Source organism: Brachybacterium sp. AOP29-B2-41, assembly GCF_052378395.1.
Taxonomy (GTDB): domain Bacteria; phylum Actinomycetota; class Actinomycetes; order Actinomycetales; family Dermabacteraceae; genus Brachybacterium.
The window spans coordinates 105,432-119,259 of the sequence record NZ_JBQSXR010000014.1; the positions used below are offsets into that span (position 1 = coordinate 105,432).

At 60.7% G+C, this 13,828-nt stretch carries 10 protein-coding genes and 3 pseudogenes; 7 read left to right on the forward strand and 6 right to left on the reverse strand.

Going from position 1 to position 13,828, the window contains the following annotated elements; genetic code table 11:
- Nucleotides 1–163: 163 nt before the first annotated feature.
- The 3 genes from ACT3T9_RS13905 (at nucleotide 164) to ACT3T9_RS13915 (ending at nucleotide 4,762) form a co-directional block, all read left to right on the forward strand.
- A complete protein-coding gene (locus tag ACT3T9_RS13905) occupies nucleotides 164–1,504 on the forward strand; it encodes an S-layer homology domain-containing protein (protein ID WP_444606794.1) in 1,341 nt (446 codons plus the stop codon).
- An 872-nt stretch (nucleotides 1,505–2,376) separates the two neighbouring features.
- Nucleotides 2,377–3,537 carry a hypothetical protein gene (locus ACT3T9_RS13910; RefSeq protein ID WP_444606795.1) on the forward strand — a complete coding sequence of 387 codons (1,161 nt, stop codon included), beginning with the start codon at nucleotides 2,377–2,379 and terminating at the stop codon, nucleotides 3,535–3,537.
- Nucleotides 3,538–3,685: 148 nt separating this feature from the next.
- Nucleotides 3,686–4,762: an ATP-binding protein gene (locus ACT3T9_RS13915; protein ID WP_444606796.1), complete on the forward strand. Its 1,077-nt coding sequence runs from the start codon at nucleotides 3,686–3,688 to the stop codon at nucleotides 4,760–4,762.
- 87 nt (nucleotides 4,763–4,849) lie between these two features.
- On the opposite strand, the gene ACT3T9_RS13920 is transcribed toward ACT3T9_RS13915, so the two are convergent.
- Complete coding sequence (locus ACT3T9_RS13920) at nucleotides 4,850–5,155, reverse strand: transposase (protein ID WP_444606797.1); 306 nt, start codon at nucleotides 5,153–5,155, stop codon at nucleotides 4,850–4,852.
- 18 nt (nucleotides 5,156–5,173) lie between these two features.
- Here ACT3T9_RS13920 and ACT3T9_RS13925 point away from each other — a divergent pair.
- A pseudogene (locus ACT3T9_RS13925) lies at nucleotides 5,174–5,861 on the forward strand (IS1634 family transposase); the annotation flags it as partial.
- A gap of 22 nt (nucleotides 5,862–5,883) precedes the next feature.
- On the opposite strand, the gene ACT3T9_RS13930 reads toward ACT3T9_RS13925, so the two are convergent.
- The 5 genes and pseudogenes from ACT3T9_RS13930 to ACT3T9_RS13950 form a co-directional block, all read right to left on the reverse strand.
- Nucleotides 5,884–6,090: a hypothetical protein gene (locus ACT3T9_RS13930; protein ID WP_444606798.1), complete on the reverse strand. Its 207-nt coding sequence runs from the start codon at nucleotides 6,088–6,090 to the stop codon at nucleotides 5,884–5,886.
- Between the two features lie 576 nt (nucleotides 6,091–6,666).
- On the reverse strand, nucleotides 6,667–7,242 hold the full coding sequence (locus ACT3T9_RS13935) for an acyltransferase (RefSeq protein WP_444606799.1): 576 nt from the start codon (nucleotides 7,240–7,242) through the stop codon (nucleotides 6,667–6,669).
- A gap of 57 nt (nucleotides 7,243–7,299) precedes the next feature.
- Nucleotides 7,300–8,358, reverse strand: coding sequence for an ATP-binding protein (locus ACT3T9_RS13940; protein ID WP_444606800.1), 1,059 nt, complete (start codon nucleotides 8,356–8,358; stop codon nucleotides 7,300–7,302).
- A pseudogene (gene istA / locus ACT3T9_RS13945) lies at nucleotides 8,327–9,250 on the reverse strand (IS21 family transposase); the annotation flags it as partial. The pseudogene istA and the gene ACT3T9_RS13940, both read right to left, overlap by 32 nt.
- Nucleotides 9,251–9,621: 371 nt before the next feature.
- Nucleotides 9,622–10,106, reverse strand: a pseudogene (locus tag ACT3T9_RS13950) (IS1634 family transposase); the annotation flags it as partial.
- A gap of 141 nt (nucleotides 10,107–10,247) precedes the next feature.
- Here ACT3T9_RS13950 and ACT3T9_RS13955 point away from each other — a divergent pair.
- The 3 genes from ACT3T9_RS13955 to ACT3T9_RS13965 all read left to right on the forward strand — a co-directional run bounded on the left by ACT3T9_RS13955 (nucleotide 10,248) and on the right by ACT3T9_RS13965 (nucleotide 13,681).
- On the forward strand, nucleotides 10,248–12,563 hold the full coding sequence (locus ACT3T9_RS13955) for a polysaccharide lyase 8 family protein (RefSeq protein WP_444606801.1): 2,316 nt from the start codon (nucleotides 10,248–10,250) through the stop codon (nucleotides 12,561–12,563).
- Between the two features lie 93 nt (nucleotides 12,564–12,656).
- Nucleotides 12,657–12,992, forward strand: a complete 336-nt coding sequence (locus tag ACT3T9_RS13960; protein WP_444606802.1) for a transposase — start codon at nucleotides 12,657–12,659, stop codon at nucleotides 12,990–12,992.
- The gene (locus tag ACT3T9_RS13965; protein WP_444606803.1) at nucleotides 12,989–13,681 is read left to right on the forward strand and encodes a hypothetical protein; all 693 of its coding nucleotides are present in this window, start codon (nucleotides 12,989–12,991) and stop codon (nucleotides 13,679–13,681) included. The genes ACT3T9_RS13960 and ACT3T9_RS13965 overlap by 4 nt, the downstream gene beginning before the upstream one ends.
- Nucleotides 13,682–13,828: the final 147 nt, after the last annotated feature.

Below are 13,828 nucleotides of genomic sequence, written 5' to 3' on the forward strand. Positions count from 1 at the left end.
CCGATGGACCAGCACTGGCTCTCCTGGTCGTCTGCGTAGGCGCTCCTGCCCCTTCTCGTCGGAGGTTCTTGTGGTTCACAACTCTCGTACTCTCGCGCCACCCCGCCCGGTGGCATTGATGGCGCTCCTGCTCGCCGTACTGCTCATGGCCAGCCTTCTGAGCATGTCGGCAGCGCATGCGGCGCCGACGGTGCAGGAGAAGGAGCCGAATGACACGACGGCTACTGCCCAGCGTGTGGACCTCGGCACCACTGTCCAAGGGAAGATCGAGGACCGCGGTTGGGTCACGGACTTCTACAGGCTCTCGGCACCCAAGCCGGGCAAGCTCACGCTCGATCTCCGCTTCGGCGACCACCTGGGGACCGAGGGCAGTCTGACACTGAAGATCTTCAACTCCTCTGGGGCCCAGATCGAGAGGATCATCCTGATGCCCGCGGAGTACAGCGGTGCGAAGCTCCGCAGCTTCGCCCTGTTCGTGGAGGCCGGGACGTTCTACGTCTCCCTCGATACCTACAGCTCCCGGTGGCACGGAGCGTCCTACACGCTCAAGACCACCGTGACAGCCATGGCTTCCGAGACGGAGCCCAACGGCACGACGGCGACGGCAGATGTGATCGTGTTGGGGCAGAAGACAGTGGGAGCGTCACTGGAAGATCCTCATTGGATCGCGAGGGATAACGACTACTTCCGAGTTGCGCTGTCGAAGCGGACCACGGTGCAGGTGGACTTCCGTTTCGCCTGCAATCTGGGCACGGGGGAGCTGTATCGCCTCCGGCTTCTGGACAACAAGGGCAAGCAGCTCCTGGATCGCGGGCTCACGGGTTCTGAGTGCAACGGCGCCGGCCTGCGGGGGCAGCGGGTCACGGTCCCCGCAGGGAACCTCTACGTCCATATCTACTCGCGATTCGCCAACGACGTGACGCGGGGCAAGCAGTACTCGCTCACGGTGTCCCCGGCGAGTCCCTTCAAGGACGTACGCCCGGGCATGGAGCACTACGACGCGATGGTGTGGATGAAGGAGAGCGGCACCTCGACCGGCTGGTCCGACGGCACCTATCGACCGCTCTCCTCGGTGAACCGCGATGCCATGGCGGCGTTCCTCTACCGTCACGCCGGGTCGCCGAAGGTGACGTTGCCACGCACCTCCCCGTTCCGGGATCTCAAGCCCACCGACGAGCACTACAAGGCGATCATCTGGGCCTACCAGGAAGGGATCACCACCGGTTGGGCGACGTCCAAGGGCCGGGAGTTCCGGCCGGTGCAGCCCATCGCCCGCGATGCGATGGCGGCGTTCCTCTACCGCTACGCGGACTCCCCGAGGTACTCCACCCCGAAGGGGGCGTGCTTCACCGATGTGAGGTCGAATCAGCAGTTCGCCAAGGAGATGTGCTGGATGAAGAGCACGGGCATCTCCAAGGGCTGGTCGGATGGTACGTACCGACCGCTGCAGTCGGTCAAGCGTGATGCGATGGCCGCGTTCCTCTACCGCTACACCAGCACCTGAGGAACCCGCCGCTGCGAAGTCGAGGGACACGCGAGACGCGATCGCGCATCTTTACGATCATGAGCTGACCGGAATGCGACATGAAGGAGGCGCCGGCCCTGTGGAGGGCCGGCGCCGCCATCATGACGAAGATGCGACCTCATCGTCCGGTTGCCTCGAGCAGGGGGGCGGTACCGGTCAGCAGGCCAGCGGCGGAGCCGTGCCGCTCTCCAGGAGTGAACATTCAGGTAACGATCTATTGTCACGATCCGTGCTGCGCGTGGCAAGGGACTGCCGCACCGATAGGTGACATCTTGATCTGGCTTGCCCGTAGGGCGGCCTGGATGGATGTTCTCCATGCCCGCTCCCTACCACCCAGGAGTTCCGCGAAGATGTCGTGCGAGTGGCCCAGCGCGAACGGAAGGCGCAGGTCCGCAAAGGAGGGCCACCCTTCATAGTGGGCAGCCGCAGCGGCGGCTGGCCCGAAGCACGTTGAGGACCATGATCTCCTACTCAGATCGCCGTCGACGGCTGCGACCCGCTCGGCGGCCTCGAAAAGGTCGCTCCGTGCGTCAACTTCACCGCGTACATTGCGTTCACCAGCGCAAACGCACGTGTATCGCCGACAGCAGCTCCAGCGTGTGCAAGTCAGGTTCGACGACGCGAACCCGACAGCACTCCTTCTTCCGTTCCGGCCCCGTGGACACAGCGCCACGATCTGCAATGGCCAGCAGCTCCGCGGTGACAGCGCGGAAAATTCACTGTGCCGTGTAGCATTCGGAGCAAGTGAACAGGCTAGTAGGTCCGGACGGAACACCGATCCGTATCCTAGAGTGCGTCTTCATGCTCTAGGCTTCGGACCAGTAAGGGGCAGATCGATTGAGGAATCACGAGTGACAAACATAAGTTTTAAACACCTCGAGATCGCCGGTCGGCAAATCTCTCTTCGGGCTGAATACGAGCACAACTTCGACCTGCATTTCAAATTCGACCGAAGTGTAGCCGTAACGAGCACTCAAGTCGCTCTTGCAATGGCTACTCTCGCTGGGAAGAAGTTTCGATCCATCGAGTTCGATTTCGAGGTTGACGAGAATGTCAAAAATGTAATCGAGAGCGCTACCGATGCCCATGTGACTGCTGTTAGCAGCGAGCAGAGACCTCCCATAACGTCGGACGCAGGGAATGTTCTGAGCTTTAGTGGCGGATTCGATTCACTTTCGGCGCTACGGCTCATGCCTCGCGATACGCAAATGGTTTCGCTAGATTTCGGAGGGTGGTTTGCCCGGGAGGCTGAATTTTTCAAGAAATTCGAGCCACTGACCATCACGACGAACGCACGTTCAGAGCCAACGCAGGGAACGTCACTGGCGCGAAATCACTGGACATTTATGGCCATTGGAGCAATCTTGTCCGCAGGGTACTTCAATGCTAAGTATCATAGTTTCGGGCAAATATTGGGCGAATCGCTATCGAGAGTCCCAAGCCGCGTTTCTACTCCAGTCGTTCTATCGTCCTTAGGCTATGAGGATGCGGGGTATGCTCGTGGTCTCACGGAAGTGGGGACAGCGGCCGTGATACTTCAATCCGACCCGTCCATAGTAAACGATTCCCTTAAGTCGCTCTCAGGGGCAACGGATCGGAAGCTCTTCCGCAAAACAGAGATCGTCAAGATCTTGAGCGATCGCCTAAATATTCGATCGGGAACCGGGAGTCCTGACTACTCACGATCTCCACGCATCCGCTTCGGTGAAGATTATGCATCGACTCTTGCGGGCATATATTGCCTCTCGCGTGACATTCAGAACCCGATCAGTCGCCTGTTTGACGATGTCCCCAAAAGTGCTTACAAGCTCGCGGAGTCGTGCAGTATGGACTTCATGGAGAAGGTTAACTGGGATGCATATATTAGCTTCCCGGACGCCCTAAGGGAGGGCTTGTGGGCAAATTTGTTTAAATTTGGATTCGAACCTTATTCCGAAAAGGATTGGGAGGAAGTGGAGGAGGTTCGCACATTCTTGGCTAGCGCACATGAATTGGCGCTCGAAATGCACTAATTCGAACATGTGAGTAGCCGGCGACCTCGGCACTGGCGATCCCGCGGCGCGACGGTCAGATATTGCTTGTGACGTTGGACATTCTTCCCAACTTGACGCATTGCGAGGCCGCTCTTACCGGGGGGCCTCTACTTCGAAAGGGCTGCCGATGATCGGTGATTATGAGTCGATTACAAACTTTGTAAAAAGCGAGATCGTCCATCCTCAACTTCAATATAATGCACTATCTACCACAACTTCGGCAATACTTCGCATCACTCGGGGATTCGAATCTCTTGGGTGGAAGGTGGAGCAAAGTGCCACCGAGAAGGGTGCGAATCCGCGCCACGCCCTGAGCTCACCAGACGGCAACGTATCGCTATCCATGAACGGCGCAAAGGTATTTAGGCATCCCATCCACACTGAGCAGATATGCCAACGCAAGCATCTGACGAAGCGTATGCTCGAGTTTTCAGGCGTGCCTGCGCCCCGCGGGGGAGATTTTAGTGCTAGAGAATTAAACGCGGCGCGAGCATTCTTTAGAATGCTTCCTAGGCCTGTGGTCGTGAAACCAACAAACGCAGGCGGCTCTCACGGGGTAAGCGTGGGGGTGAATGATGAAGAAGACTTCGAGCGGGCGTGGCACTTCGCCCTGGCGGAAGGCGGTCAAACGGGGGGCGTTCTAATTGAACAGTTCGTACGCGGTGTAGAACTGCGCGCTTTTGTGGTTGGAGACAATGTACCGAGTGTAGTAGCCCGTATCCAGCCCTATGTGTTGGGTGACGGCATGGGCAACATTTCCGAACTAATGCTTAGGGCAGAGGAGGATCGAAGCGTACATTACCGGTCGGTCCAGCTCCCCGTCGTTAAAGACTGGTCCTTTATTGAAAAGCAAGGTTTCTATGCGGATTCTGTCCCGGGTGCTGGCGAAGTGGTCTACATTAATCCGCTCGGCTTGCCGGTCAATGGCGCGATGCTTGTCGACGTGACCGGCCGTGTGTCCGACGGAGTCAAACAACTTGCTGTGAAAGCCAAGAGTTCGATTCCCGATCTCGAAATTGGCGGGGTGGATATCCTCGTGGAGGATGTTCGAGATTCTCGTGGCGCGGTGGTCCTCGAAGTGAATACAGCCCCGTCCCTAAACTTGCACCGCTACGCCACGCACGGTTCCCCTCGGGAGGTCTGCTCGGATATTATCGACTATTTCCACAATGTGTACCTGGAACAAGCTCTTCGTGTCCAATGAAGAGTTCTCGTGAGTAATCCAGTCCCTGCCTTGTGGGCTATCGTGGGGATCGATGCCATACCAAAGGCTGTGTTACATCTCGGGCTCTCAGAGTCGAGTGTCGGGTGAGGCGTCGAGCCCTCCCGCGATGAGGAGCATTCGGAGGCGGCAATGCTCGAAGTTTCGGAACCCGCGGGCGATGCGACTGCCGAGCTCGATGATCCCGTTGATGGCTTCGGTGCCGCCGTTGCTCGTGCCCTCGGTGTCGAAGTAGGCCAGGGACGCTGGATTCCATCGGCGCAGAGTCCTGCCGAGCCTTGCTATCTCGGGCCTGACTTGCACAGGTCTCGCTAGATTCTGAAGGAGCGTTCGCATCTGTGCTGGTGAGTGCCTTGCGCCCGGTGGAAATGACATACTAACGGCGTGATGTAACTGCGGAAGGTGAAGACGGCGTCGGGAGCGACGGCCGTGCAGACCGCCGAGCGGAAGAACCGCCGGGATGTGGTTCTCGAGCACCTCGGGTCAGCGCATACCGAAGCGGAGCTCGCCGCGCTGATGAGCGTGGGCCGGGACAAGATCCACGCCCATCAGACGGCGCTTGACCTGGGGCTACCGCAGGATCCGCGGTCGGCAGTCGTCCAGTCGAAGTGCTCTCGCCTGTTGCTGGAGGCGCTCCGATCGGCGTGGACGACGCTGGGTTTCGAAGTGGTCCGTGACGAGGCGTTCTTCCAACATGTCGCTGTTCGACTGATCGAGCCGACCTCTATGAGCGACTCGGGCCGCGTGCTGACCGAGGTCGGCATGGAGCCGGTCCACCGCAACACATTCCACGCCGCTCTGCGGCGTTGCGCCGAGCGTGAATACCGTGACCACGTCGCCACGAAGTGCTTCGAGCACGCCTCCACTAGCGACGATATCTCGCTGGTCCTCTACGACGTCACGACACTCTACTTCGAGGCCGAGAACGAGGCCGAGAACGAGGACGAGCTGCGCAAGGTCGGCTTCTCCAAGGAACGCCGCGAGGATCCGCAGATCGTCGTCGGGCTGCTGGTCGATCGGGAGGGGTTCCCTTGGAATCGGCTGCTTCGAGGGCAACCTTGCAGAGACCCGCACGATCGTGAATCGGCCCAGGTTCTCTGCCGTTACTTTGCGGGTCCGGGCTCTCGGGTGAGGGCCTGATAGTGGTCGACCTCGGCCTGGGCCAGCCAGCGGCGCACGGACTCGCGCGAGATGACCTCGTGGCGGGCGACCGCGGCGGTTGCCGCGGACAGGGTGGGGTACTCCTGCTGGTGCTCGCGCACGAGCCGCATGCACCTCGCGCGCAGCTGGGGATCGATCTTCTTCGGCATGCTGTCCATCCTCTCGGACTCAAACAGCAACGGCATCAAACCTGGGGCGATTCAGCCTTCCGAGTCGGAGACCACGACCCACTCGGGAATCTCGGGGATGTCTTCGTGGGTCTGGCCATCAGGCATCGTCGTGCTCCTGTCTTCCGGTGCGCGGGCATAAGAAAGGCCCCACCGAATGGGTGGGCCGGGCTATGTTTCGGGCATGGAGAGTGTCTGGAGTGGGTAGCTGCAGGACTACTGGTGTTGGCCTCGATCGCCAAGGTGGTGGCCGCGTCGAATGGCAGATGGGACCACCCGCTGGGGAAGCGTGCGGCCCTCACGCCGGACCAGCGATCCAACGAGTGGAAGAAGAAGCGGAACGCGAGGCGATGGCTCGATTGGTCGAACGCTATTGCGTACGGCTGCGCGATTTGGGCAGCCTTCCTCGCCTTGCTTCTTGTGACCTGATCCCTTTTCTGGCTACCCCAGGAGCGACCAGCCGCGTGGGTACTCCGAGGGACGGGTGCCGTCGACGTCGGGCAGGGCATGCGAAAGCCACCGTCCCAGATGAAGAGACGGGGCTGCGGGGCAGGGAGGTCAGGTGTCGAGTTCACGCTTCACGTATGCGGGGACGCCGACGACCATCGTGTGAGCGGGCACGTCCTTCGTCACGACAGCGCCCGCGCCGACGATTGCTCCTTCCCCGATGGTGACGCCGCCCATGACGATCGCGCCGGCCCCGACCCAGACCCCGTCACCGATGACGATCGGATGCGTGACGTTCTTGCCAGCACGCCGTCTCGTGCGCCCAACCTCGTGCCCGTCATTCAATAGCATCACGCGCGGCCCGAAGTTCACCCGCTTACCGATGATCGTCTGGGAGCGGATGCGTGCTTCTGGCCCGATGTAGGCCATGTCGCCAATTGAGACCGGACCAAGCAGCTTGCTGCCGTGGTGAGTAATCACGCGATCCCCGAGCACGATGGGAGCCTCCGGTGAGCACCTGAGCACGACGTCTGCCGCAATGAAGGGCTTCTCCCCGGTCTGGCAGCTGGCAGGGATACGCGCCTTCTTGCCAGGCTGGAGCAGTTCCACCTGGCGCGCTAGTTCGCCGATCCGTTCCTCAAGCTCGGCGAGCTTAGCGTCGTACTGTTCGGGCGTGGGAGCGCTCATCAGGCCACAGTACCGAAGCCTGAGACCTTCCTGCATGTGAAGCCATGGAGCGGAACGTCAGCCTTCGCGTGAGGCCTGCTGTTCCGGGATGAGGGCGTCCCGCAGCGTGCTCTCATGCCCGCCGCCTTCGCGGTACATCTTCGCCAGCTGCTCGATCTGCTCCGGGATCTGGGCGAGGTTTGCGCGGCGCTCCTGCTCGGTGATGATCGCGATGCGGTGTTCATCCAGCGCGTCGTCGGAATACAGTGCGGGACTGTCAAGGGACATCGGGATCTCCCTGTGGGCGGACAGTTGATCTCCCTGCCGGCGGTCAGTCGATCTCCCTGCGGGGTTAGGCCAGGGGACGACGCCGCGTCCGGCGGTGGCCTCGGCTAGTCGCATCGTGGTGCCCTCGGTGGTGATGACCTGAGCGTGATGGAGGAGCCGATCCACGGTCGCAGTCGCGAGAGTCTTGGGCGTGAACGTGTCGAACCCGGCGGGATGGAGATAGCTCGTCACGGCCAGGCTCCGGCGCTCGTAAGTCGTATCGACCAGGCGGTAGAACGCTTCGGCGGCGGCCTGCCCGGCCGGCAGCACGCCGATGTCGTCGACGACGATCAAGTCGGCACGGGTGATCCGGGCTCTGACCTTGCTGATCGATCCATCGACGCTGGCCCGCCCGATCGCGGCGGTCAACGACTTCAGGGTGAACCACGCAACCCGCCCGTCAGCGTCGATCGCCAGGTGGGCGATCGCCTCGACGAAGTGGGTCTTCCCGGTGCCGGAGGGGCCACTGATGGCAAGGTTCTCGGCGCGGTGGATCCATTCCAGGGTCGCCAGCGCCGACTGGGTCGGTACCGGGATCGTGGATGCGTCCTCCTGCAGGTATCGAAGGTCTTCCCGGCCGGCAGGCTGGCGCTCTTGCGACGGGCGGCCTTCGTGGCCGCGTCTCGGCCCCGAACCTCTTCCGCCAGGAGGACGCGGAGGACCTCGGTGGGATCCCAGCGCTGGGCTTTCGCGGTGGCCAGCACGTCCGGGGCAGCAGTGCGAAGGTAGGGCATTCGCATAGGTTTCAGGACCGCGGTGAGGTCCTCGGGCAGCGGTGGGGCGCCGCCGGCAGCACGTGCAGGCGGGCACGTTCCTCGGCCGGGGCCTCGGCGGGGACCCGTGTGGACTCCCGATGGACTCGCGTATTGACCTTGTTGGTGAACGTCTCGCAGGCCGCCTCGAGCTCGGCGAACGAGGCGTAGTCAGCGCGGAGGTTCGCGTCCGTGGGCACCAGATCCGCCTTCGCGATCTTCACCGTCGCCTCGGTCCCGCCCTTGGACTCCGGATCGAAGGGGACACAGGTATGGACCTGCATGCCGTAATGCCGACCTACCTCGACGATCTGCGGATGCCGGACCGGGACCCCAGCCACGTGATCGATGCTGACGGTCCTGGGGTTGTCGGTCAGGACGTAGGTCGGGACCCCGCCCAGCCGGTGCAGCGTCGCATCCAGGCACGTGATCAGCGTCGGCAGGGTCTGGTCCCAGACCGGGATCACCACCCGGAACCTCGACCAGGCCAGCCACGCGCAGAACAGCCACGTCCGCCGCGGCGACCCGTCCGGGCCGGGCACGCGCGGGCCCTCGCCCCAATCGAACTGCAGCCACGGCCCCGGCTCCGTGATCCACGGCCGGTAGGTGCGCCGGTGCCCGGCCCGCCACGCGGCCTTGACCCGCGCGACCGTCCGCCGAGTGGTCCGCACCGTCCCCGTGAACCCCTGCGCGGCCAGTCGTTCGTGGACCACATTCGCGCGGACCTTGCCGCTACTGCGCTCGACCCATTCCTCGATCTTCGGCAAGAGCCCATCCAGCATCCGCGGCCGTCGGCCCGGCCCCGTCACCGGCGCACCCGCGTCCCGGGCAGCGACGTCACGCCGCACCGTCTTCGCATCCACCCCCGCGAGCCCCGCCGCCGAGTGTGCGCTCTTCGTCGCATCGAATGCTTCCAGAATTTCCATGATCTCCCTGTCAGACTTCTTCATGCGTCCCTCCGGTGGGTACCTGCTCGTGGTGGTAGAAGACCTCGAGCAAACCCCGGAGGGACGCGCACGTCGGGACCGACACGACTCGATCCCATGGCCACAGACAGGGAGATCAACTGTCCGTCAGCAGGGAAGTTCGTGTCCGCCTACAGGGAGATTGGCATGTCCGCTAGCACGGGACTCAACTCACCGCGCCGCGCCATCAACATGAGGACGTGGATACAACCCGGTTGTATTCACCCTGAAGGTGCTCCTTGACCTGCGATGAACTGGACTCTAGACAAGCTATTCTATTAGCCCAGGAGCACCTTCACCCATCAGGACCCACCCGTCGGACACCTCAACGATGAAAGCCCGAGGTTAGCGCCAGTCTTCGCGCTCCCGTAGCGGGGAGTGCTGGTGTCGATCACCTGCCCGTCAGTGAATGCGTCACCGTTCCCGCGGAAAACATTGGCCAGATCAGCGGACATTTTCGTGGCTCAAGAGCCGACGATGAACCTCAGTCCCACTACGTCCAGCGCGGACAGGTTCGTCGCGGCGAGCGTCCCGGCAAGGGCGACGACGAGCATGTCGGTGAGGCCGCTGCGGGTCTGAAACTGCTCGACGATCGGCGCGATCGTGCGGGTTTAGGCGTGGTTGCCCTCGAAGCAGTTGATCTCCAAGGGCGAGAGACCAGCAGCCCCACGAAGGTCTGCGGAGCCACGCGGCGTTCCTAGGACATACCGATCCTGCGCAGCTCGTCCTCGTCCCCGGCCCCGAAGTCGAGTGCGGTGATGTCGTAATAGACCGGCGAGATATCCCCGCTGGTGGCGGCGGGCTCGAACCACGTCTCGGTGACCTGGTCACGGTATTCACGACCTTCCCTGGCTGCGGGCCGGATCGCTGGCACTGCGCCATCACACCTTCCACTAGTATCATCACGACAGTTACGCATAAAGATGGTTCCAATATCGCCATCCCGCCGCCCAATCGGGAGATAAGCCATGAAGGGGATGCAGTGCCGACACCTACCCAAGCGTTGAAGTGGCCAGCCCTGCGGAGAAGGTGGGTGGACATAGTCACTGGACGCACCGACATCATTGGAAATCTGGACGCTTACAGCTCCATCCTTGATAAAATATCTAGCCAGGCGACGGCGCACCTCCTGTTAACTTCAGCGTCGAAAGAAGACGTATTTGTGGACGCGCCGCTCGACACAAATCTTGGGGTCAGAGTCACCTACATCCGCTTGAAGGATATGGCAATCGCTTGGGCTACTCCCGGAACTGCCTTATATAATGACGAAAATGCACTAGAGAAAGTTCTCGAGGGGGTGCGTCGAGCCAACGCGAAAGGATATAATCCAACGATTGAGGAGTATGGAAATTGGTGGACATGGGAAGTTGGCGCCTCGTTCGACCTGGTGAATATTTTGGCAGTCGTATTCGATCATCTCACCCAAGAGGAAATTGATAGTAATTGTGCCGCGATAGATTTCTATGTACCAGATCCATGGTTCAGCAAACCGCAAGGTAGAGGTCGCGCGCCGTCGACGGGGACGGGCCGCGTAAACCTTTGCAAGGTAATAATAGTGCGCTCATTGCTTGACGGTGACTACAGAAAGTTTGAGCATGCCCGCGCGGGACTGCCTTCAGCTTGGGCGGTAGCGCAGGGTCAAAACGGATTTCACAAAGACGGGTCATACATAACACATAACACGGTTGCCTACAATGGTTCGTACGGGATCGAAATGCCAAAGATCCTGGCCGACATTTTTCGGCTACTCGAGGCTACCCCTAGCGCTGGCCGCGAAGGCGACTTCTTTAAGTTGATAGAAAAAGCCTTCCTGCCTATCGTCTATCGAGGACAGGTGTTGGACAGTCTACGCGGACGATCAATTACGCGCTCGGACCTGCGGAGCAGAGATGAGGCCAGTAAGCTTATCGAAGCCATTGTCAAGATGCATAAATCTGTGGACGAAGAGACGGAGGCGCATTGGATGGGTAGATGCAAGTCCTGGCTAGCAGAGCTAGGCGGGACACTAGCCTTGGATAGTGTAAATAGAGTCACCGCGCAACGACAGCTCGAAGAGCACCCAGCTACGCCAATACCGGAAATGGACGCTGTCCACCTGTTCGGCAGAATGGATAGAGTCTTCGTCCGTACCAACGGCTGGGCCATTGGTATTTCGGGGGCCAGTAGCCAAGTAGCATTCTATGAGCCAGGCAATGGTGAGAACCCTTTCGGATTCTACACCGGGGCCGGAATGACAACGCTGTACAACGACGACATTGATCAATTCGATGATAACTTCTGGCCCACCGTCGACTGGTATCGACTGCCCGGCACTACGGCCGATCAGCTCCGCTTGCCCGATAACGCTGGAGGCACCTTCGGTCGCGCTCTTTGCAATGGAGAGTGGACAGGCGGTAGTGCGATTAGCGAAACGGAAGACGAGGGGGGTGTCGTTTTCGGGCAACACGTTGTTGGTCTTGGCGGCACCGGTTTACAAGCTAGGAAGTTCTGGCTCATTGGTTGCGAGCTTGTTGTGGCTTTAGGGTGCGGAATTGACTCGACAAGTGGCGAAGATGTTGAAACTATAGTCGAAAATCGGAACCTTCACGAAGGGTTTGCGGACGGTTTCGAGGTCTTGGGAACAAAACGGGTCCTTGAGCTTCGCGGGATGGAAACGGTACAGGAGCCGAGATGGGCTTACCTACCCGGCGTAGGCGGATATCATTTCCACCCGGGGCAAACGCTTAAAGCGATCCAGGAGGAGCGGGTTGGGTCATGGAGCGAGATCAATTCTGATGGACCCAGCGAACGCATAGCGCGTAAGTACCTAACACTTTCTATCGATCATGGAAAATTTCCGGATGGATCTTCCTACGCGTATGCGATCCTGCCGAATCGCACACGCGAGGCTGTCGAACAGTTTGTGCTGAGGCCGGACTATCAAGTCCTCTCGAATACCAAGACAGTGCAAAGTGTCGAGATAGGCTCCAAGTTGCGTGGGTATGTGTTTTGGGCTGCGGGAGTTAGTGGCGGTGTATCGGCAAGCGGACCCGGTACGCTCCTAATGCGGGATGAAGGTGATCGGACGATCATAGCGGCGACACCGCATGGGGAGGGTGACGATTTCGTAATCCATTTCGATGCGGAACTGGGCCCGATAGTATCTGCGATTGGATTTGCGAACTTTGCGGATTCATGTGACCATAAGATTCCTGTGGGCGCTCAGGCTGGCAAGCGCATTGTACTGCTCCGTGGAAATCGCGCGCACGAGGCGGTGCTGGAGGTGAAAAACGGAAGTCTTTTATCTCAACTGAGATAAGCACCCGGGAGTGTCCGTACCTACTTCAACTATCAATACTGAACTGGCCCGGGTTTGATGCCACTGCTGTTTGAGTCCGCGAGGATAGATAGCATGCCGAAGAAGATCGATCCCCAGCTGCGCGCGAGGTGCGTGCGGCTCGCGCGGGACCACCAGCAGGAATACCCCACCCTGACCGCCGCAGTCGCTGCGGTCGCCCGCCAGGAAGGCGTCTCGCGCGAGTCCATCAGGCGCTGGATAGCCCAGGCAGACGTCGACGACGGAACCCGCCCCGGCGTGACCAGCGAGGAGTCCGCCGAGGTTAAACGCTTGAAGACGGAGAACAAGCGGTTGCGCGAGGACAACGAGGTCCCCTGCCGGGCCTCGATTTTCTTCGCGGGGGAGCTCGACCCCCGCACCCGCGGACCGGCGCTTTCATCGACGAGATGAGAGTCGAAGGCTACGCAGTTGAATCGATCCTCCGCGTCCTGCGCCAGCGGGGCTTGAAGAGCGCTGCGAGGACCTATCGGGCCTGGAAGCGTCCGGTCCGGATCGCGGCCCGCATCGTCACCGATGTCCTGGTAGAAGACAAGATCCGCGCCCTGGCCTGGACGTTCAACGAGGTCGCCAGCCAGATCCAGATGACGCTAGAAGGCCTGTACAGTCGGCGGAAATGGGTCGCCCTGCTCCGCCGCCAGCCCGGCCTCGCCGGCACGTCCCGGGGTGGAGTGGACCGGGCGATGCGCACTCTCGGCCTCGAAGGTGTTCGACGGGCGAAGAAGCTGTGCACGACCATCCCCGATCCGGATGGGAAACGGGCTGGTGACCTGCTGGATCGCGATTTAGCCGCGGCCGCACCGAACCTGATATGTGCCACCGACTTCACCTACCTCCGTACCTGGTCGGGGTTCGTTTACGTCGCGTTCGTCCTGGACTTGTTCGCCCAGCGGATTGTGGGTTGGCACGTATCGATCAGCGTGAAGGTCGACCTGGTGATGACCCCGCTGCGGATTGCCCTGTGGCAGCGCGAACGGGAAGGAAACCCCCATCTCACCTGGGAATTGGACCTGACGTGCACAGGTGAGGGCCGATTCTGGAGGTTCGTGAGTGTTCGTGATGGTGAGCACATCGTGCGGTGAGAATGTGACCCACTAACGGCGTGGTGTTTCTGCGGAAGGTGATCACGGCGTCGGGCAAAAAGTTGCTCCGCTGAGGGCCCTCAGTATTGAGCTTGGGAGCCGCCCGTCGATCGGGGCGTTCTCTGGCTTCAGAGCCTCCGATATTTG